At 70.5% G+C, this 19,690-nt stretch carries 16 protein-coding genes and 1 pseudogene; 5 read left to right on the top strand and 12 right to left on the bottom strand.

The window, feature by feature from the left end; translation table 11 throughout:
- Positions 1 to 3 precede the first annotated feature (3 nt).
- Complete coding sequence (locus OG390_RS35705) at positions 4 to 924, top strand: AraC family transcriptional regulator (RefSeq protein ID WP_406173622.1); 921 nt, start codon at positions 4 to 6, stop codon at positions 922 to 924.
- Positions 925 to 989: 65 nt separating this feature from the next.
- Here OG390_RS35705 and OG390_RS35700 read toward each other — a convergent pair whose 3' ends face one another.
- The gene (locus OG390_RS35700; RefSeq protein WP_189188843.1) at positions 990 to 1,202 is read right to left on the bottom strand and encodes an EF-hand domain-containing protein; all 213 of its coding nucleotides are present in this window, start codon (positions 1,200 to 1,202) and stop codon (positions 990 to 992) included.
- A gap of 48 nt (positions 1,203 to 1,250) precedes the next feature.
- Positions 1,251 to 2,165: a MerR family transcriptional regulator gene (locus OG390_RS35695; protein WP_406173620.1), complete on the bottom strand. Its 915-nt coding sequence runs from the start codon at positions 2,163 to 2,165 to the stop codon at positions 1,251 to 1,253.
- An 81-nt stretch (positions 2,166 to 2,246) separates the two neighbouring features.
- Between OG390_RS35695 and OG390_RS35690 the strand changes: the two genes are divergently transcribed.
- Positions 2,247 to 2,885, top strand: a complete 639-nt coding sequence (locus tag OG390_RS35690; RefSeq protein WP_406173618.1) for a GNAT family N-acetyltransferase — start codon at positions 2,247 to 2,249, stop codon at positions 2,883 to 2,885.
- 76 nt (positions 2,886 to 2,961) lie between these two features.
- On the opposite strand, the gene OG390_RS35685 is transcribed toward OG390_RS35690, so the two are convergent.
- The 7 genes from OG390_RS35685 to OG390_RS35655 form a co-directional block, all read right to left on the bottom strand.
- Positions 2,962 to 3,570 carry an ADP-ribosyltransferase gene (locus OG390_RS35685; protein ID WP_406173616.1) on the bottom strand — a complete coding sequence of 203 codons (609 nt, stop codon included), beginning with the start codon at positions 3,568 to 3,570 and terminating at the stop codon, positions 2,962 to 2,964.
- 89 nt (positions 3,571 to 3,659) lie between these two features.
- Positions 3,660 to 4,847, bottom strand: a complete 1,188-nt coding sequence (locus OG390_RS35680; RefSeq protein ID WP_406173614.1) for a YncE family protein — start codon at positions 4,845 to 4,847, stop codon at positions 3,660 to 3,662.
- Positions 4,847 to 5,719 (bottom strand): polysaccharide deacetylase family protein, encoded by an 873-nt coding sequence (locus tag OG390_RS35675; RefSeq protein WP_406173612.1) that lies wholly within the window; start codon positions 5,717 to 5,719, stop codon positions 4,847 to 4,849. Before OG390_RS35675 ends, OG390_RS35680 begins: the two co-directional genes overlap by 1 nt.
- Before the next feature lie 1,007 nt (positions 5,720 to 6,726).
- A complete protein-coding gene (locus OG390_RS35670; RefSeq protein ID WP_406173610.1) occupies positions 6,727 to 7,230 on the bottom strand; it encodes an ATP-binding protein in 504 nt (167 codons plus the stop codon).
- 331 nt (positions 7,231 to 7,561) lie between these two features.
- Positions 7,562 to 8,329, bottom strand: coding sequence for an enoyl-CoA hydratase/isomerase family protein (locus OG390_RS35665; protein WP_406173608.1), 768 nt, complete (start codon positions 8,327 to 8,329; stop codon positions 7,562 to 7,564).
- Positions 8,330 to 8,409: 80 nt separating this feature from the next.
- Entirely contained in the window at positions 8,410 to 9,657 is a 1,248-nt protein-coding gene (locus tag OG390_RS35660; RefSeq protein WP_406173606.1) for an Ig-like domain-containing protein, read from the bottom strand.
- Between the two features lie 179 nt (positions 9,658 to 9,836).
- Complete coding sequence (locus tag OG390_RS35655; RefSeq protein WP_406173604.1) at positions 9,837 to 11,054, bottom strand: Ig-like domain-containing protein; 1,218 nt, start codon at positions 11,052 to 11,054, stop codon at positions 9,837 to 9,839.
- 151 nt (positions 11,055 to 11,205) lie between these two features.
- On the opposite strand from OG390_RS35655, the gene glgX reads away from it, so the two are divergent.
- Positions 11,206 to 13,473: a glycogen debranching protein GlgX gene (gene glgX, locus OG390_RS35650; protein WP_406173602.1), complete on the top strand. Its 2,268-nt coding sequence runs from the start codon at positions 11,206 to 11,208 to the stop codon at positions 13,471 to 13,473.
- A gap of 90 nt (positions 13,474 to 13,563) precedes the next feature.
- On the opposite strand, the gene OG390_RS35645 is transcribed toward glgX, so the two are convergent.
- The 3 genes and pseudogenes from OG390_RS35645 to OG390_RS35635 form a co-directional block, all read right to left on the bottom strand.
- Positions 13,564 to 13,893, bottom strand: coding sequence for a hypothetical protein (locus OG390_RS35645; protein WP_406173600.1), 330 nt, complete (start codon positions 13,891 to 13,893; stop codon positions 13,564 to 13,566).
- A gap of 26 nt (positions 13,894 to 13,919) precedes the next feature.
- The gene (locus OG390_RS35640) at positions 13,920 to 14,654 is read right to left on the bottom strand and encodes an ABC transporter permease (protein WP_406178045.1); all 735 of its coding nucleotides are present in this window, start codon (positions 14,652 to 14,654) and stop codon (positions 13,920 to 13,922) included.
- Positions 14,655 to 14,677: 23 nt separating this feature from the next.
- Positions 14,678 to 15,579: pseudogene (locus OG390_RS35635) on the bottom strand (ATP-binding cassette domain-containing protein).
- 183 nt (positions 15,580 to 15,762) lie between these two features.
- Between OG390_RS35635 and OG390_RS35630 the strand changes: the two are divergent.
- The gene (locus tag OG390_RS35630; RefSeq protein ID WP_406173598.1) at positions 15,763 to 17,709 is read left to right on the top strand and encodes an ABC transporter ATP-binding protein; all 1,947 of its coding nucleotides are present in this window, start codon (positions 15,763 to 15,765) and stop codon (positions 17,707 to 17,709) included.
- Entirely contained in the window at positions 17,706 to 19,571 is a 1,866-nt protein-coding gene (locus OG390_RS35625) for an ABC transporter ATP-binding protein (protein WP_406173596.1), read from the top strand. The genes OG390_RS35630 and OG390_RS35625 overlap by 4 nt, the downstream gene beginning before the upstream one ends.
- Positions 19,572 to 19,690: the final 119 nt, after the last annotated feature.

Below are 19,690 nucleotides of genomic sequence, written 5' to 3'. Positions count from 1 at the left end.
GGCATGGACGTACTCAGCGACGCCATCGCCACGATGCGCACCGGGCGCCCGCACTCCTCGCGCCGGGACGAGTACGCGCCCTGGGGAATGCGCTTCGAGTCCTCGGACGGGGCCGGGTTCCATGTGGTGCTGCAGGGTTCGGCGTGGCTGCTTCCCGCGGAGGGGGAGCCGGTGGCGCTCGGACCCGGCGACGTGGCCTTCCTCGCACACGGCCGCGGTCACGCGCTGGCCAGCGGCGTGGACGTACCGTTGGAAGACGTACGGCTGCGGCCTGACGGTACGTGGCCGGAACCTCCGCCTCCACGACCGTTGACCGGCACGTCCACCGTTCTGCTCTGCGGGGCCTACCAGTTGGACCGGGCCCGCGCGCATCCGCTCCTGTCCGAGTTGCCCGACGTGGTCCACCTCCCCGCCCGCGTCGGCGCCCACCGCTCGCTGCGGGCCGCGGTCGAACTGCTCGGCATGGAGCTGGAGGAGCCCCGGCCGGGCTCCGACACGATCGTCACCTCGCTCCTGGACACACTCCTGCTGTATATCCTGCGCGCCTGGTGGCAGCGCGAGCGGCACGGCTCCGGGCACCCCACCGGCTGGTCGGCCGCCCTCGCCGACCCGGCGGTCGCGGCGGCCCTGCGCGCCGTCCACGGCGCCCCGTCGCACCCCTGGACGGTCGAGGAACTCGGTGCCCTCGGCGGCCTCTCCCGCGCAGCCTTCGCCCGACGGTTCACCACGCTGGTCGGCGAGCCCCCGCTCACGTACCTCACCTGGTGGCGCATGACGACCGCGGGCCGCCTGCTGCGCACCGACGACATCCCCCTGCGCCAGGTGGCCCAACGCACCGGCTACACCTCGGAGTTCGCCTTCGCCAAAGCGTTCAAGCGGGAGTACGGGGTGGCACCGGGACAGTACCGCAGGCGCGCCTCCTGAGCGCCGCCCGCACCGCATGACGAAGGGGCGCCCGCCGGATCACCGGGGGCGCCCCTTCGCGGGTGTCACTTGCTCAGGTGGGTCCAGAACTCGTCGAACGAGAGGACCTTGTCGCCGTTGAGGTCACGGCTGGCGATGATGGCCTCCGCCACCGACTCGGTGACGTTCCAGTCGCCGCCCTGGGCGAGGGCGGTCTTGAACTCGGCAGCGGTGATGAAACCGTCACCGTCCGTATCGATCCGCTCGAACTGCTTGCGTGCTTCCTCGATGTCCGCCACCGATCCGCCCCTTCGTAGTGCATTACTGCCATGTGTACGGAGGTCAGATTAACGGGCGGGCCGAGCGCGCAGTGCGGCGACCACCCAGGCGAACTCCGCGCGGTGCGCGGACAGCGGCTCCATGCCGCGGACCAGCGCGTTCAGCTCCCGAAAGCGCGCCATCTCGACATGCGCCGCGGACTCCAGGCGTTCCAGTACGGCCGCCCGGTCGGCGTTGCCGAGCAGCGGGCCCAGCACCTCCTCGGCCTCGGGCGACTCGGGGTCGACGTCCTGCTCCAGCGCCTCGCCCGCGAGCTGCACCAGGCGGCTCATGAACCACAGGGAGGTGCCGGCCGGCACGTCCGGCCCCCGGTCCGCCGCGTTGAACTCGATCATCTTCCGCATACGCCGCCGAAAGCCCTTGTCCTGCAACAGCTCGGCCAGCTCCACCCACGCGTCCACCTGCTCCGGCGTGGGGTCCTCGGGCAGCTCGGCGAGGCCGAACCGCATCCTGGTGCGGATGTCGGGGTCCGCGGTGTCGAGGCCCCCGAAGGTCTCCTCCATGAAGTCGTCGGCGATGCGCTTGCGCTCCGCGGCCGAGAGCCGCGCCAGCTTGTTCATGAGTGTCATCTCCTCCGCGGTGGAACCGCGTCGCGCCACGGTCGACAGCACCGCCCGGGTCACCTTCAAGGACCGGATCTGTGCGTCCAGCGCCACCACATGCGCGGCCGCCACCTCCGCGACCGTCGTCTCGCCCGCCAGCACCTTGCGTACGTCGTCCAGGCCCAGGCCCAGTTCTCGCAGGGTGCGGATCAGCTCCAGACGGGCGACGGACGCGGCGTCGTACAGGCGGTAGCCGCCCGAGGAGCGGGCCACCGGGGGCAGGGCGCCCTCGTCCGACCAGTAGCGGATGGTGCGGACGGACAGGCCGGTGCTCCGGGACAACTCTCCGATGGTGAAAAGTCCGGTGCCGTCGTCGATCATGTCTGGGAGTGTGGGCCTTCCAGTGGGTGGAGACTCAAGGTGAGCACTCAACTCGGTGACTCGAGGTGCGGGGGCGCGGTCGTGGCTGACACTCTGCTGAACATTCTGAATGCGGCGGCTCGTGGTGTCTTTCCGCCTCCCGACGGCTGCGTCACCGTCGTGCGTCAGCATTCCCACCGGGACGCCGGGGTCACCGCCTTCACCGCCCATAACGTCGTCTTCACCGACGAGGATCCCCGGTGGGTGCGCGAGGCGCTGGCCTCCGTCGACTGCGACGCCCTCGCCGCGCCGATGAACGCGCGGTTCCTCGCGGCGCTGATGGAGCGCACGGGGCGGGCGAGCGACACCATCGACGTGCTCACGGTCGGCTCCCCGCTCCCGGGTGAGCCGCCGCTCGAGCTGAAGGAGATCCACGACCCCGACCATCCACGGGTCGTCAGTTCCCGCAGGCGCCGCGACGACGTGCGGGTGTGGGCCACCGAGGGCGGCGTGCTCGTGATGGGGCGCGGGGTCGCCGGCCGCCTGGAGGTCGCGGTCGAGGTCGATGAAGACGTACGGCACCGGGGGCTGGGGCGTGCGCTCGTCACGGCGGCCCGGCAGCTGAGCGGGGGCGAACCGGTGTGGGCCCAGATCTCGCCGGGGAACGCCCGCAGTCTGCGGGCGTTCCAGGCAGCCGGTTACCGTCCGGTGGGGTCGGAGGCGCTGCTCATCACCCGCTGAGCGGGTGATGAGGAAGTGCGGGTGCGTGCCCGCGTCGATCCGTGCGTGCCCGCACTTCCCCGGGATCGCCCGGAGGTCAGTGCCAGGGCTCGTAGTTCGGGTTGCTCTCGCAGTCGCTCATGATCTCGGTCTTGGTCTTCTTGTCGACCGGGCAGACGCCGATGATGTACTGGCTCGCGATGCCGCCGGGGAAGGCGACCTCGACCTGGTCGGCCCACTTGTGGGTGTCGCCGATGGTCTTGTTGACGTCCACGCCGCCCGGGGCGTCGATGTAGTAGTTGTAGCCGGACTTGTACCAGGTCTTGTACAGGTCGTGGTCGTACGTCGTCGACACGTACGGCGAGGGCTGGTTGACGAGGACGTACTGCTCGATGTCGTACTGCCCGTCGACGACGTCCCTCGGGTAGAAGCCCTGCTCGAAGACGGTCGCCGGGCCGCGGCTGTCGCTGCGGTATAGCGTGCCGCAGGTCTTGCGCCAGACCGGTTCGGGGGTGATGCGTCCGATGTCCACGCGACGGTCGGCGGCCGCCTTGATCGGGTCGGCGAACTGGGGACAGGCGGGTGCGGCCGCCTTGGTGGCCGTCTCCGGGGCGGGAGAGGCGGGGGTCGCGGCGGACGTCGCGAAGACCGCCCCGAGGGAGAGGACGACAGCAGCGGCCCGCCGCCGCAGACGAGTTGTGATCATGGGAGCACGATCTCGGTTCCGTAGCGGCGGGTCGGGGATCATCACCCGTACGGCGGCGTGTCATCCGCCGGAGGTCAACTGCGGTCCCGTCAGCGGAAGATGCCCGTGTGGCCGAGCGAGTAGCGGCCCGGCTGCGGGTACACCGCGAGGCCGTGCGGGCCATCGCCGACCGGGATGCGGGCGAGCTGGACGCCGGTGCGGGTGTCGATGGCGTACACCTCGGAGTTGTAGCGGCCGGAGAGCCACAGGACCTTGCCGTCCGCGGAGACGCCGCCCATGTCGGGGCTGCCACCCTGGGGCAGATACCACTTCTTGGTGAGCCTGTTCTGCGTGAAGTCGAAGATGGAGATGGTGCCTTCGCCTCGGTTGGAGATGTACATCTCGCGCGAGTCGCGACTGACGTACAGGCCGTGGGCGCCCTTGCCGGTGGGCAGGAGGGTCGGCTTGGTGAACTTGTCGCCGTCCAGGGCCCATACGCCGTTGGCCATCATGTCGGCGATGTAGAACGTCTTGCCGTCCGGTGAGATCTTCACGTCCTGCGGCATGGAGCCGTGGAACGGCAGTTTCTGCTGCGCGACCACCTTCATGTTCTGCGTGTCGAGCTTGAGCAGTTCGCCGCTGAACTCGCACGACACGATGAAGTAGCGGCCGTCGAGGGAGAAGTCGGCATGGTTGACGCCGTAGCAGTTGACCGGCACGGTCTTCACACGCTTCATGGTGTGCGCGTCGCGGAAGACCAGTTCGCGGTCGAGCGAGGCCATCACGATGGCGTACTTGCCGTTGGGCGTGAAGTAGAGGTTGTACGGGTCGTGCGCGCTGACCGGTTTGCCTGCCTTGCCGGTCTTGGGGTCGATGGGCGTGAGGGTGTTGCCCTTGTCGTTGTTGACCCACAGGGTCTTCATGTCCCATGAGGGGACCACGTGTTGGGGCAGGGCGCCGACCGGGATCGTTCCGATGACCCGGTACGTACTCGGGTCGATGACCGAGACGGTGTTGGACTGGGTGTTGGGGACGTAGACGCGGGCGGGGAAGTCCTTGACCACCGGGGAGAGCCTGTTCGGGCGGTCGGCGGCGTAGACGTCCGTCGGGTCCAGCACAGGGGGCATGCCGGGCAGCCCTTGGACCGCCTTCTTCGTCGGCGGGGCGGGCTGGACGGCGGCTTTGGTGTCAAGGGCCTCGTGCGCTGACCCCTTGGGCTCACTGTCACAGCCCGCGAGCGCGGCGAGGACGGCGCCGGCGATCAGCACGCGCTTGATGGTGGTGTGGTGCTTCTGCATCAGCTCAGCAGCTCCGTGGTGGTGACCGCGTGCAGGCCGCGGCGGTGGAGTTCTTCGAGGACAGCAGGGAGCGCGGCGACCGTGTCCGCGTACCCGAAGTGCAGGCTCACGATCGATCCGGCGCGGACTTCGCCCATGACGTTGCGGGTGACGGCGGGCGCTCCCGGTGAGGTGAAGTCGCGCGAGTCGACGTCGTAGGAGAGCGTGTGCGGGTAGCCCGCGGTGCGAGCGAGCCGTGCCACGAGAGGTGAGGCGCGGGGAGTGCGGGACGGTCGGAACCAGGTGCCGATCGAGCCGGTGAGCCGCGCCAGGCGCTCCGCGCAGCCACGGATCTCCGCGTTCGCGTCCGCCTCCGACATCGCGTTGATGTCCAGGTGGCGCAGGGTGTGGTTGCCGAGGTCGTGGCCGCCGTCGAGGATGCGGTGGGCGATGTCGGGGTGCTCGTCGAGCCAGGTGCCCACCGCGAGCACGGTGACGCGGGCGCCGCCCTTCTCGGCCTCGCCGAGGAGCGCCTTGGCGATGGTGGGATCGCCCTGGCCGTGGAAGGTGAGGGCTACTTGGGGGCGGGTGCGGGGGCCGTGGGTGATCTGCTCGGGCTGCTTGGGGAAGCTGCGCGGGGTGGGGGCGGAGGCTGGGGTCGGGGCCTGGGACGCGGTGTGGGTGGCTGGGGTGGCCGGGGATGCGCTGTGGGCCGCGGGGGATGGCGCTACGGCGCCTGCCGTGGAGCAGCCGGCGGTAAGTGTTCCGGCGGCGAGCGCGACGCCCGTGCGCAGCGCCGTACGTCGATCCGGTGCGGGGCGGGCGGCGTTGTCGTCCTCGCCGGACGACTGAGGGGGGTGCGCGGGGCGCGCGGGCGTGGTCACTCGCACCATTTAAGGGCGAGTTGGCCCCAAAAGCGGCGATTGGCCCGACCGGAGGGCTGCGCGGGTCGCGTTCCGCTGGTGTGTGGGTCGGGGCCGTGCCGGTACATCCGCCCCGTCGCCGGCGGCAGATCGGTCGGGCTTCACAGCTCTGCCTGTCGGCAACCACGTAAGCGACGGGGCATGTGATGTACCGGCACGGCCCCTCCCGTGCGTCGGCGGCTGCGGGTGCGTGGGGAGTGCCGCCCCTTCCAGCCGGGGGCGCGCGTCGCGACTGCGGGCGGGCACATCGGGCCTGCGTGGGCGGCTGCGGGTACATGGGGGCGCGTCGTAACTGCGGATGCGTGGGGGCGTGCGTCGCCGACTGCGGGCGGGCACATCGGGCCTGCGTGGGCGGCTGCGGGTACATGGGGGCGCGCGTCGCGACTGCGGGCGGGCACATCGGGCCTGCGTGGGCGGCTGCGGGTACGTGGGGGCGTGCGTCGTGGCCGCGAGTGCGTGGGACGTGCGTGGGGTAACTGCGGGAGCTCGGGATGCGCCTGGGCGGTTGCCGGTGCGTGGGGGCACAGTCCGCCGGGGGGCGTTCGCAACTGCGGGGTCGTGGGGGCGTGCGTCTGCGACTGCTTGTGTGCTCCCTCCACCCCGGGTGCCCCCCGCACCCCGGCCGGCAAGCCTTCAGCCTGTCCGGCGTTCGAGGACGAGGCCGTCAAGGCCGATACGGGGGTCCGGGGGCGGAGCCCCCGGGTACGGGACGGGTAGGGGCGGAGGGGGCGAAAAACCCGGGGCGCAGCCGGAGGCGTCCGGGTACAGGGTGCGCAAAGTTCCTGCACAGACATGTGGTTGGGCGGGCGGTGCTTTTGGATCAATCGACCGCGTCTGCGATAGTCAGCGGTGCGACCTCCACCCATTGACCCGGGCCATGGTTGTCGCCGGTGCCGCGGTTCACACCCCAATTCGTTCCGCGGCGCCCAGGAGCCCCGGCTGCTCAGCGGCCGGGGTTTCCGCGTGCCGGGGAGAGTTCAGCGGTCGGCCACGCGCATCTCGAACCAGGTGGTCTTGCCGCGGGGCAGGAGATCGACGCCCCAGCGGTCGGAGAGTTTGTCGACGAGGAAGAGGCCTCGGCCGCTCAGGTCCAGCTCCTGGACCGGCATCAGACAGGGCAGGCCACGGGAGGGGTCGCGGACCTCGATGCGGATCCAGCCCCGGCGGCGGCGCATCCGGAGCCCGAAGACGCGGGCACCCGTGTGGCGTACGGCGTTGCCGACGAGCTCGGACACGAGTAAGACCGCGTCCTCCGTCATCTTCGGCGACAGCCCCCAGTGCCGCAGGACCACGACCTGCGTGAGCCGGCGCGCGGTGGCCGCGGACTCCGGGCGGGACGGCAACGGCACCTCCGCCTCTGTCGGATTGCCGAACAACTCCAGCGCCTTGAGCGCCCGTTCGTCTTCGAGCGCAGGCGTCCAGCGCGCCGCGGTCGCACCCCCGTGCCGCCGCGGCTGGTCGATACCCTCCAACCCCGCCATGCCCCCATCATGGCCGCCCAGAGCCCCCTTCGGGGCCGTTCCGAAGGAATACGCCCCCCGGAAGGCATCATTCCGCACCATCCGATCGGCATATGCCGCAGGCAGTTCGGGGGGCATCGGAGCCCGTCCGACCTGCTCATACTGACCGCTTGGGGGCAATCACCAGCGCCCCCCGACAAGCCAGGCTTAAGGCTGCCTTAAGGCTCGCATAAACCGCCCCTTCGGGGGACAACGGGTAAGACATCGCGTCAACTGCAAGTGGATCAGCGGAACTTGGAGAGTGACTTTCGCCGTATCGGCGAGGGGTTCGGGGCCGCCGGGCGCCGCCCGCTCAGAGGAACTTCGCCTTTCCCGGCCCCTCCTCCACGAAGCTCCGCATCCCCCGCTCACGGTCCTCCGTCGCGAACAGGCCCGCGAACCAGTTCCGCTCGATGGCGAGTCCGGTCTCGATGTCCGTCTCCAGGCCCGCGTCGATCGACTCCTTGGCGGCGCGCAGCGCGATCGCCGGGCCCTGCGCGAGCTTCGCGGCCCAGGCGTGCGCGGCAGCGTACACCTCGTCGGCCGGGACGATCCGGTCCACCAGGCCGAGTGACAGGGCTTCGTCGGCCTTGACCATGCGGCCGGTGAAGATGAGGTCCTTGGCCTTGGAGGGGCCGATCAGACGCGACAGGCGCTGGGTGCCGCCGGCGCCGGGGATCAGGCCGAGCAGGATCTCCGGCTGGCCCAGCTTGGCGTTGCCCGCGGCGATGCGGTAGTCGGCGCACAGCGCCAACTCGCAGCCCCCGCCGAGCGCGTACCCGGTGACGGCGGCGACGACCGGCTTGGGGATGCGGGCGACGGCGGTGAAGGAGTCCTGCAGGGCCCGGGACCGCACCACCATCGCGGCGTGGTCCATCGCCTGCATCTCCTTGATGTCCGCGCCCGCCGCGAACACCTTCTCCCCGCCGTACAGGACGACCGCGCGGACGTCCGCCCGGCCCGTGGCCTCCTCGGCGAGCTCCTTGAGCCGGTCCTGCGTCGCGACGTCCAGCGCGTTCATGGGCGGGCGGTCCAGACGGATGGTGCCCACGCCTTCGGCTACTTCGAGATGCACAGTCATGGGAGCAGGTTAGTGGGCGTTAACGCCGACGGGCCGGGTGTGCTGGGTCACAGCGCACCCGGCCCGTACCGGTGGAGCGACTACTTCGTCCAGTCGGACCAGGACATGTTCCAGCCGTTGAGGCCGTTGTCCGGGGCGACCGTCTTGTCGTTGGAGTTCTTCACGACCACCACGTCACCGATGATCGAGTTGTCGTAGAACCAGGCGGCCGGCACCTTGCCGTCGTAGCCGCCGCGCACATCGCGTACACCGATGCAGCCGTGGCTGGAGTTGTAGTTGCCGAAGGCGCCGCCGCCCCAGTAGTTGCCGTGGATGAAGGTGCCCGAGTTGGTCAGGCGCTGGGCGTGCGGCACGTCCTTGATGTCGTACTCGCCGCCGTAGCCGACCGTTTCGCCGTTCATGCGAGTCACCTTGAGGCGCTCGCTGATGACCAGCTGGCCGTTCCAGGTGTCGTAGCCCGGCTTGCCCGTGGTGATCGGGATGGTCTTGATGACCTTGCCGTCGCGCTTGACGACCATCTTGTGCTTCTTGGCGTCGACCGTGGAGACCTGGCTGCGGCCGATGGTGAAGTTCACGGTCTTGGCCTGCTTGCCGTAGACGCCCGGCCGGCCCTCGACGCCGTCGAGGTTGAGGGTGACGCTGACCTTCGTGCCGGCCTTCCAGTACTGCTCGGGACGGAAGTCGAGACGGTCGTTGCCGAACCAGTGGCCCTCGACGTCGACCGCCGGCTCGGTCTTGATCTTGATGGCCTTCTCGACGTCGTCGGGGTGTGTGATGCCCCGCGTGAAGTGGATCGAGAAGGGCATCCCGACGCCGACCTTGGACCCGTCGTCGGGCGTGTAGATGCCGACGAAGGTGTTCTTCGGGGTGAGCGTGGTGAAGGCGGAGTCCTCGGCGGCCTCACGGCCGTCGGTGTCCTTGGCCACCGCGTGCACCTTGTACTTGGTGGCCGAGGCGAGGTGGGTCGAGGGCGTCCAGCTGGCGCCCCCGCCCGTTATCTCGCCGTCGACCGCGTTGCCCTTGGTGTCCTCGACCTCGACCTCGGTCAACTTGCCCTTGGCAGCGGTCACCTTGAGGGCGCCGCTGGTCTTCACATCGTCGGCGCCGTCCTTGGGGGCGATGGTCACGACGGCCTGCGAGGCCTTGGTGTCCGCCGTACTTGAGCCCTTGCCCTTGCCGTCCCCCGAGCCGGACCCCGAGTCCTTGCCCCCTCCACCGCCGCAGGCGGTCACGGCGAGCAGCAGGGCGGCAAGGAGCAGTGCCAGAACCCCCCGCTTCCCGTGTGTCCGCGCGCCAACCGACGCCCCCGATATCGGTCGCCCGTTCAAAGTCGTTCTCCCCTCGCACGGCCTGATCAGGCCCGCACTCCAGCGCGTCCCACGCGCGTATCGCGCTAATTAATCACACGACCTGGAGCGATGGCTCCCCGGGAATGTCACTGTTCAGTCCCAACTTCGGCCGAACGGGGCGCCGCTGGAGTGCGTCGTGCGCGTACCCCCAAATCGGGTTACTTCACCGCGCCCCCCGCTTTCCACTCCTTCCATCCCATGTTCCACCCGCCGAGCCCGTTGTCGGGAGCGACCTTCTTGTCATTGCTGTTGACGACCTCGATGACGTCCCCGATGAGACTGCGGTCGAAGAACCAGCCCGCCGGGCTGTCCGAACTGCCGCCCTTGACGTCCTCCAGGCCCACGCAGCCGTGGCTGACATTGGCGTTGCCGAAGACACCCGGCGCCCAGTAGTTGCCGTGCAGGAAGGTCCCGGAGTCGGTCAGGCGCATCGCGTGCGGGACGTCCGCGATGTCGTACTCGCCGCCGAAGCCGACCGTGCGGCTGTTCATCCGCGTCACTTCCAGCATCTCCATGACGACCATCTTCCCGTTGTACGTCGCCTTCTCGGGGGCCCCCGCCGTGATCGGCACAGTGGCGAGGAGGTCGTCGTCGCGGCGTACCTCCATGGTGTGCGTGGCGGCGTCGACGAGGGAGACCTGGCTGCGTCCGATGGTGAACGAGAAGGTCTTGTCCTGGAGTCCGTAGACGCCGGGGGCAGCCTCGACGTCCCGCAGATGCAGCCCGACCGTGACCTTCGTGCCCGGCTTCCAGTACTGCCGGGGACGGAAGTCGAGGCGGCTCTTGCCGAACCAGTGCGGGCGGACCTCGACAGCGGGTTCGGTGTTCACCTGAATGGCGCGCTCCGCCGCGGCCCGGTTCTGGATCTCCCGGTTGAAGGAGAGCGAGACAATCATTCCGGTGCCGACGGTGGATCGGTTCTCCGGGGTGACGTAGGCGATGAACCGCTCGCCGGGGACGGCCGTCGTGAACGTGGTGTGCCGCGCCGAGCGCCGCCCGCGTCCGTCGAGGGCCACCGCGTCGACGGTGTACTTGGCCGCCAGCGCGACCCGCGCGTCGTCGGGCTTCCAGGTCAGGCCGTCGTCAGTGATGTGCCCCGGCACCGGGGACTCCTGCGCGTCCTGGGACTTGACGACCTTGACGGATTCCAGGCGCCCGTCGGGCACCCACACCTTGATCGCCTCTTTTGGGCGTACGCCCTTGGTGTTGTCGGCCGGCGAGACGCGGATGACGTCCTCGGACGACTGCGGTTTGCCGAACACCTCGTCGAACCCGTCCGAGGTGCAGCCGGAGGCTCCGGCCAGCAGGCCGGCCCAGGTCAGTACGGCGGCCAGCGCGGCCCCTGCGCGCCGCGCGCGCGTCTGTACATGCTTCACAGGGGGCCCAACGACTGTGCCCCTCCGGGGAAACGTGAGTGCGAGCCACGCTCTGGGCAGAACAGTGGGGAGGACGACGCGAAGGGGAGCCGCGGCCGGGACGCCGCACGCTTCTTTCCGGGTCGTTCCACGAGCCGCGGGAGGCTGACCGGTGTCGAGCGCACCCGAGCAGGAGGCAGTCCAGGAGGGACGTGCCGCGGGCGGCGGGCTGCCCGCGCAGCCGGCCCCCGGGCTGAACGGCGCCCGGCGGACGCCCACGCCCGCCGTGTCCGTGTGGCCGGGCGCCCCGACCCCGCTCGGGGCGCGTTTCCGCGTCGGCCCCGACGGCGCCGCGGGCACCAACTTCGCCCTCTGGGCGGGCGGCGCGGAGGCCGTGGACCTGTGTCTCTTCGACGAGCGGGACGGCGAGGTCCACGAGACCCGGGTCCCGCTCACCGAACTCACCCACGAGATCTGGCACGGCTTCGTCCCCGGCGTGCTGCCCGGCCGCCGCTACGGCTATCGCGTGCACGGCCGCTGGGATCCGTGGACCGGAGCCCGCTGGAATCCGGCGAAGCTGCTCCTCGACCCGTACGCCCGTGCCGTGGACGGCGACTTCAGTCTGCCGCCCGAGGTGTACGGGCACGTCCGGGACTGGCCCCAGCAGCAGGTCGCCGACACGGTGCGCGACGACCGCGACTCGGCGCCGTACGTCCCCAAGGGTGTCGTGGTCCATGACGACGACGACTGGTCGGACGACCACCGGCCGAAGACGCCGTGGGCGGACTCGGTCATCTACGAACTGCATGTGCGGGGGTTCACCCGCCTGCACCCCGGGATCCCGGAGGAACTGCGGGGCACATACGCGGGACTGGCGCACCCGGCCGCCATCGAGCATCTCGTGAAGCTCGGGGTGACCGCGGTGGAGCTGTTGCCGGTCCACCAGTTCGCGCACGAGGACCATCTGCTGCGCAAGAGCATGCGCAATTACTGGGGCTACAACTCGATCGGCTATTTCGCGCCGCACGCGGGGTACGCCGCCTCCGGGACGACCGGGCAGCAGGTCGGCGAATTCAAACGGATGGTGCGGGCGCTGCACACCGCCGGCATCGAGGTCATCCTCGACGTGGTCTACAACCACACGGCGGAAGCGAGCGAATTGGGCCCGATGCTGTCGCTGCGCGGTATCGACAACCGGGGGTATTACCGGCTGCAGTCGGACGCCCGCCGGTACGCGGACTACACGGGGTGCGGGAACACGCTGCATGTGGTGCAGCCGCATGTGCTGCGCCTGATCACCGATTCGTTGCGGTATTGGGTGACGGAGATGGGGGTGGACGGCTTTCGGTTCGATTTGGCTGCCGCGCTGGCGCGCTCGATGCACGACGTCGACATGCTGTCGCCGTTCCTCGCCGTCATCGCCCAGGACCCGGTGCTGCGGCGGGTGAAGCTGATAGCGGAGCCCTGGGACGTGGGCTCCGGTGGATATCAGGTGGGATCCTTCCCACCCCTGTGGACGGAGTGGAACGACCGGTATCGGAACGCCGTGCGGGATTTCTGGCGTGGGGCGCTGCCCGATGTGCGGGATCTGGGATATCGGCTGTCCGGGTCGAGCGACCTCTACGCCTGGGGTGGGCGGCGGCCGTACGCCTCGGTGAATTTCGTGACCGCCCACGACGGGTTCACGCTGCGGGATCTCGTGTCGTACGAGCGCAAGCACAACGAAGCGAACGGGGAAGGGAATCGGGACGGTTCCGACGACAATCGGTCGTGGAACTGCGGGGCGGAGGGGGAGACGGCAGACGACCGGGTACGGGCCCTGCGACGGCGGCAGTTGAGGAATCTGCTGACGACGCTGTTGCTGTCGACCGGGGTGCCGATGCTGGTCGCCGGGGACGAGTTCGGGCGGACCCAGCGGGGCAACAACAACGCGTACTGCCAGGACAACGAGATCAGTTGGGTCGACTGGTCCCATCTCGACGATCCCGGGTGGCGGGCCCTGTTCGATCTGACGTCCCGGTTGATCGCCCTGCGGCACGAGCATCCCGTGCTGCGGCGGCGGGCGTTCTTCTCCGGGCGGGCCCATTCCGCCGACGGGTTGCGGGATCTGGCGTGGTTCACCGCGCGGGGGACGGAGATGACGGAGCGGGACTGGTACGCGCCCGCGGCGACGCTGGGGATGTATCTGTCCGGGCGGGACATTCCCGGACGGGACGAGCGCGGGGTACCGGTCGTGGACGACAGCTTCCTCGCCGTGCTGCACGCCGGGGACCGGCCGGTGAGTTTTCTGCTGCCGGGGTCGCCTTGGGCGGAGCGGTACGAGGTGGTCGTGGACACCTCTCGGGAGGAGCAGGGGGCGGCGCCGGGGGTCGTGCACCGGGCGGGGGCGGGGGTCACGGTGCCGGCCCGGGCGGTGTTGCTGCTGCGGGTGGTGGGGTGAGGGTTTTCGCCCCCTCCGCCCCTACCCGTCCGGTACCAGCCTTTCGGCTGCGGGTGGGTGGGAGCTTGTCGCGCAGTTCCCCGCGCCCCTTCAGGGGCGCGGGGAACTGCGCAGTCCGAAATGTCCCGTCGGGCCTTCGGTGGTCTGCTCGGTGGTGGTGCCGTCACCGCCGTCGCCGGTACGGCCACCGCCGCCGAAGCAAGACGGCCCGCGCCGAGAATCGGCGACGGTCCCCCACCACACCTGGAGCACCAGCCCGGCGGCGACCAGGCCGCCGACCGTGTACCAGTCGCCCGGCCCCATGTCGAACAGGCCCCCGGTCGGCACCGCGAGGAGCGCGCCGACCATCAACAGCAGGTACGGCCCCCGGTGGTCGATCGCCGCCCACCGCTGCTCGACTCCCGCCACGTCCTGCTCCATGGGCCCAGTCTCGGGCACGCGCGTACTCACTCCCAGCGGAACCAGCGGCTCGCCGCGCCCGTCAGCAGCAGGATCCACACCGCCAGCACGCCGAGGTGGGTCCAGCTCGGCCAGTGACCGGCCGCCGCCTGGTTCAGGGCCTGTGCGGCGGCGCCGAACGGCGTGCAGCCGACGATCCGGGCGAGCACGTCCGGCATGGCCTGCACCGGCAACCACACGCCCGCGCAGAACATCGCCGGGAAGAACACGGCCGATCCGATCGCGCCCGCGATCTTCGTCGTACGGGACAGCGCCGACACCACCGATCCGAGAGCGAGGGCGGCCAGTAGGGCCAGGAGCAGGGCGAGGACGTATCCGAAGGGCTGTTTCGGCAGTCGTACGTCGAAGCCGAGCCGCCCGACTGCGAGGACGAGCAGCGCCGATGCCAGGGCGGCGCCGCCGTACACCAGCATGTGCGAGGACAGCAGGGCGCTCGGTCGTACGGGCGTGGTGGACATCCGGCGCAGGATGCCGCGTTCGCGGTAGCCGGTCAGGGTCTGCGGCATCGACTGCAGTGCACCCACGATCAGACCGAGCAGCACGGCCACCGGGACGTAGGCGTCGACGGTGCGCAGGCCGCCGAAGTCGTCGTTGGGCTGCCGGAAGGACGGAATGGAGCCGAGGATCACCAGGAGGAGGGTGGGGAACACCAGGATCCAGAAGATGCCGCCGGGTTCGCGGCAGAAGAGCCGGACCTCGGTCCTCAGGACCGCGGATTTCACACGGGGGCGGGTCAGGGTGCTGCTCATGCTGCGGCCTCCGTCAGGTCCAGGAAGGCGTCGTCCAAGGTGGCCTCGGAGACGCGGAGTTGGTGGGCGGTGATGTGGTGGCGGGCGAGCAGCGTGATGACGGCGTTGACCGTCTCGTCGGCGCCGGACAGGGTGATCCGGCCGTCCTTGTGCTCCACCGAGGCGAGCGCGGGCAGCGCGGTCAGCTCCCGCTCGTCCAGCGGCGCCGACGGCGTGAAGCTGATGACGGTCGAGCCCGCCGAGCGACGGATCAGGCCCGCCGGGCTGTCCAGGGCGGCGACCCGCCCCTTGTCGATGACCGCGACCCGGTCGCACAGGCGTTGCGCCTCCTCCATGAAGTGCGTGACGAGCAGGACGGTGACGCCCTGCGCGCGGACGTCCTCGATGAGTGCCCAGGTGTCGCGGCGGGCCCGCGGATCGAGTCCGGTGGTCAGCTCGTCGAGCACTACCAGCGCGGGTTGCCGATGAGCGCGAGCGCGATGAACAGGCGCTGCTTCTGGCCGCCGCTGAGCTTGCCGAAGCGCGTGGTGAGCTTGGCGGTGAGACCGAGGCGCTCGGCGAGCGGGCGCCAGTCGGCGGGGTGCGGATAGAAGGCGGCGTACAGCTCCAGCGCCTCGCGCACGGTGAGCTTGGCCTGGAGTTCGCTCTCCTGGAGCTGGGCGCCGAGGACGCGGCTGGTGGCCTCGTGGTCGGCGACGGGGTCGAGGCCGGTGACCCGGACGCGGCCCGCGTCGGGGACCCGGAGGCCCTCGACGCACTCGACGGTGGTGGTCTTGCCGGCGCCGTTGGGGCCGAGGATCCCGAAGATCTCGCCTTCCTCGACTGCGAGGGAGACGCCGTCGACGACGGCCCGGCCGCCGTAGGACTTGCGCAGTCCGCTGACTTCGATGACTGACATGATCCGAGGGTCCCGGCCAGGCGCCAGGAGGCACATCGCCCATCGCGCTCGAAGCGGCATCAGCCGATCGGTTGGCGCGGCGGTACGACCCCTCGAACGGCCCGGTCCCAGCGCCGTCGAACGATTCAGGTCCGGCCAAAACTCGGTGGGCGCTGTCAGTGCCGAACCGTAGGCTCGCCGGTGATGCCCACAACAGATGCAACGACCAAGGACCGTGCCGACAGCCAGGTCGACCGTACGGGGACCGAGGGCCGTGCCGGCCGTTCGACCGTACGCAATCTGCTGCGCCTGTGGCCGTATGTGCGGCCGGTGCGGGTGCGGCTGCTCAGCGCGGCGTTCGTCGCGGTGGTCGCCTCCTGTACGGGGCTGGTCTTCCCGCTCGTCCTGAAGTGGATGGTGGACGGTCCGGTGGCCGGCCACGATCCGGCGGGCGTCTGGCTGGGCGCGCTGTATCTGCTGCTGATCGGGTTCGCCGAGGCGGGGCTGTTCGGGCTGCGGCGGTGGCTGGTGGCGCGGCCACTGGCCGGGGTCGAGGCGGGGATGCGGGCGGATCTGTACCGGCATCTGCAGCGCCTCCCGGTCGCTTTCCACGACCGCTGGGCCTCGGGTCAGCTGCTGTCCCGGGGCACCACGGACCTCATGCTGCTGCGCATGTTCCTGGCGTTCCCGCTGACGTTCCTTCTGGTCAACGCCGTGACGATCCTGGTGGGCGTGGCCATCATGCTGGCCCAGGAGTGGACACTCGGGCTGGTGCTGCTCGCTCCCGCCGTCCCCGTCGTGATCGTGTGCTGGATCTTCGAGCGGCGCTACTCGGAGGTGGCCCGGCGCTCGCAGGACCAGGTCGGCGATCTGACGACGGTCGTCGAGGAGAGCGTGCTCGGCATCCGCATCATCAAGGGCTTCGGCCGCCATCGCAGCCAGGCCCGCGCCTTCCGCGAGCTGTCCCGCACCCTGCGCGGCACGGAACTCGTCAAGGCCCGGCTTCTCGCCTCCATCTGGGCCGTCATCGTCACCCTCCCGGAACTCGCCATCGGCGCCGCCCTCGTCCTCGGCACCGTCCAGGTCGCCGACGGCCACCTCTCCGCCGGCACGCTGGTGGCCTTCCTCTCGACGGCCCTCGCGCTGCGCTGGCCCATCGACTCCATCGGCTTCCTCCTCGCGATGAGCCAGGAGGCGGCGACGGCTACGGAGCGGTATTTCGAGGTGATGGACGCGGAGCCGGAGCCGGAGTCGGAGTCGGAGTCGGCTGAAGCCGCCCCGGCTGCGGGCCATCGTGCCGTTGGAGCGGCACCCGTCCCCGAGGGAGCGGCACCCCGCGAGCGCCCGGTTGCGCACCCACCCACGCCCAGTCCCGATGCCGGGCCATCGCACGCCCATGCCGGCCCCGGCGGACTGCGGTTCCACGACGTCCAGTTCCGCTATCCGGATGCCCCCGCGGACGCGAGCCCCGTGCTGGAGCACATCGACCTCCACATCCGCCCCGGCGAGAGCATGGCTCTGGTCGGCGCCACCGGCACCGGCAAGACCACCCTCACCGCCCTCGTCCCCCGGCTCCACGAGGTGACGTCCGGCCGCATCACCCTGGACGGCCGGGACGTCACCGCGATGCCCCGCGAGGAACTGCGCGAACTCGTCGCCGTCGCCTTCGAAGAGCCCACCCTCTTCTCTGCGACCGTCGGCGAGAACGTCCTCATGGGCGGGAACGACGACGCAGGCCGGCCGGAGCTGGACCGCGCCCTCGCCGTGGCCCAGGCCGACTTCGCGCACGCCCTCCCGCAGGGCACCGCGACCCAGGTCGGTGAACAGGGCCTGAGCCTCTCGGGCGGCCAGCGCCAACGGCTCGCCCTGGCGCGGGCGGTGGTCGGCCGCCCCCGCTTCCTGGTGCTCGACGACCCCCTGTCGGCCCTGGACGTCCACACGGAGGCCGCGGTCGAGGCCGCCCTGCGCCGCGTCCTGGCGGAGACGACCGCGCTGATCGTGGCGCACCGCCCGTCCACGGTCCTGCTCGCCGACCGCGTGGCCCTGCTCTCCGGCGGCCGCATCGCCGCGGTCGGCACCCACCAGGAACTGCTGCGCACGAACGCCGAGTACGCCCATCTGATGTCAGGCGACGAGGAGGCCAACCGATGACGGCGCCCACAACGACCGCGCCGGACAAGGACAGGGACAGGGATGGGCCGGCGCAGAACCCCGCGGAGTACAAGGACCCTTTCGACCGCGATGTCCTGCCCACTCCGCCGGGCGCGACCGCCGCTCTCCTGCGCTCCCTGCTCGCCCCGCTCAGGGCCCGCGTGGTCGTGACCACCCTCCTGCTGCTGCTCCAGCAGGCCGCGGTGCAGGCGGGCCCGCTGCTCGTCGCGTACGCCCTCGACCGCGCCGTACCGGAGTTCCGGCACGACGACCACGGCCCGCTCATCGCGGTGGGCGTCGCGTACCTGCTGTGTTCGCTGGCCTCCGGCGGACTCCAGTACGCCTTCATCATCGCCTCGGCCCGCGTCAACCAGGACGTACTGCTCGAACTGCGCGGCCGGATCTTCCGCCATGCGCAGGCGCTCAGCATCGACTTCCACGAGCGCTACACCTCGGGCCGGCTGATCTCCCGCTCCACGACGGACGTCGAGTCACTGCGCGAGCTGCTCAGCGAGGGCCTGCAGGAGCTCGTCACGGTCATCCTGTCCTTCGTCTACATCTCGGCGATGCTGCTCTGGCTGGACCTCGGCCTCGGCGCGGTGGCGGTGGCGTCCTTCGTACCGCTGTATCTGCTCATCCGCCTCTACCAGCACCGCGCGGGCCGAATCTTCGCCCTGCGGTCGACCGCGATCGCCGCCGTGATCGTGAAGTTCGCGGAGACGATGAACGGCATCCGCCCGGTGCGCGCGTTCCGCCGCGAGGCCGCCAACGACGCGGACTTCCGGGTGCTCAACGAACGCCACGAGAAGACGAACGGCGACGCCCTGCTGGAGATGGCGCGCTATGTCGTCGGCTCCCGCCTTGTCGCCAACACGGCGGTCGCCGGGATCGTGCTGTGGGGTGCGTACCGGGTGGCCTCGGGTTCGCTGGCGCTGGGTGTGCTGGCCGCCGCGGTGCTCTATCTGCGCCGCCTGTACGACCCCATCGACCGGCTCGGCATGTTCCTCAACTCCTACCAGTCCGCGGCGGCTTCGCTGGAGAAGATCGCGGGCCTGCTGGCCCAGACGCCGACCGTGCCGGAGCCGTCCTCGCCGAAGCAGCTGCCCGCTCTCGCCTCCGAGCACCCCGGCCGCGCGGTCGTCTTCGACGGCGTCCGCTTCGCCTACCGGACCGGCGGCGAGGTCCTGCCCTCCTTCTCCCTCACGCTGCCCGCCGGGCAGACGGTGGCCGTCGTCGGCTCGACGGGCGCGGGCAAGTCGACGCTGGCCAAGCTCCTGGCCCGCTTCTACGACCCCTCACAGGGCCGGGTCCTCCTCGACGGCGTCGATCTGCGCGACCTCTCCGTGCCCGAACTGCGGCGTGGTGTGGTGATGGTGACCCAGGAGGCGTTCCTGTTCTCCGGCACGGTCGCCGAGAACATCGCGATCGGCCGCCCCGACGCGTCCCGCGAGGAGATCGAGCGGGCCGCGAAGGCGATCGGCGCCCACGACTTCATCAGCGCCCTGCCCGACGGCTACGACACGGACGTCCGCAAACGGGGTGGCCGCATCTCGGCCGGCCAGCGCCAACTGGTCGCCTTCGCACGGGCGTTGCTCGCCGACCCGGCGGTCCTCATCCTCGACGAGGCGACCAGCTCGCTGGACATCCCCGGCGAACGGGCCGTCCAGCGCGCCATGTCGACGGTCCTGCGCGGCCGTACGGCCGTGGTCATCGCACACCGCCTGTCGACGGTGGAGATCGCGGACCGGGTACTGGTGATGGAGCACGGCCGGATCGTGGAGGACGGAGGCCCGGCCGAACTGATCGCGGGGACGGGACGGTTCGCGGATCTGCATCGAGCCTGGCGGGACAGTCTGGCCTGAGCAAGGTTTTTGCGCTCCCTCCGCCCCTCCCCGTCCCGACCTGGGGGGGCTGCCGTCCCCAGACCCCCGCATCGGCCTTGGCGGGCTTGCCCTCCCACGCCGGACGGACTGACATCAGC

This window comes from Streptomyces sp. NBC_00996 (genome assembly GCF_045162675.1).
Classification (GTDB): Bacteria; Actinomycetota; Actinomycetes; order Streptomycetales; family Streptomycetaceae; genus Streptomyces.
This window is presented reverse-complemented; position numbering and strand designations above follow the sequence as displayed.

Bases quoted from the DNA above. Each gene is read 5' to 3' on its own strand.
- OG390_RS35705 (WP_406173622.1), top strand. From the start codon at position 4: ATGGACGTACTCAGCGACGCCATCGCCACGATGCGCACCGGGCGCCCG.
- OG390_RS35695 (WP_406173620.1), bottom strand. From the start codon at position 2,165: ATGATCGACGACGGCACCGGACTTTTCACCATCGGAGAGTTGTCCCGG.
- OG390_RS35685 (WP_406173616.1), bottom strand. From the start codon at position 3,570: ATGATCACAACTCGTCTGCGGCGGCGGGCCGCTGCTGTCGTCCTCTCC.
- OG390_RS35680 (WP_406173614.1), bottom strand. From the start codon at position 4,847: ATGCAGAAGCACCACACCACCATCAAGCGCGTGCTGATCGCCGGCGCC.
- OG390_RS35675 (WP_406173612.1), bottom strand. From the start codon at position 5,719: ATGGTGCGAGTGACCACGCCCGCGCGCCCCGCGCACCCCCCTCAGTCG.
- OG390_RS35670 (WP_406173610.1), bottom strand. From the start codon at position 7,230: ATGGCGGGGTTGGAGGGTATCGACCAGCCGCGGCGGCACGGGGGTGCG.
- OG390_RS35665 (WP_406173608.1), bottom strand. From the start codon at position 8,329: ATGACTGTGCATCTCGAAGTAGCCGAAGGCGTGGGCACCATCCGTCTG.
- OG390_RS35645 (WP_406173600.1), bottom strand. From the start codon at position 13,893: ATGGAGCAGGACGTGGCGGGAGTCGAGCAGCGGTGGGCGGCGATCGAC.
- OG390_RS35630 (WP_406173598.1), top strand. From the start codon at position 15,763: ATGCCCACAACAGATGCAACGACCAAGGACCGTGCCGACAGCCAGGTC.
- OG390_RS35625 (WP_406173596.1), top strand. From the start codon at position 17,706: ATGACGGCGCCCACAACGACCGCGCCGGACAAGGACAGGGACAGGGAT.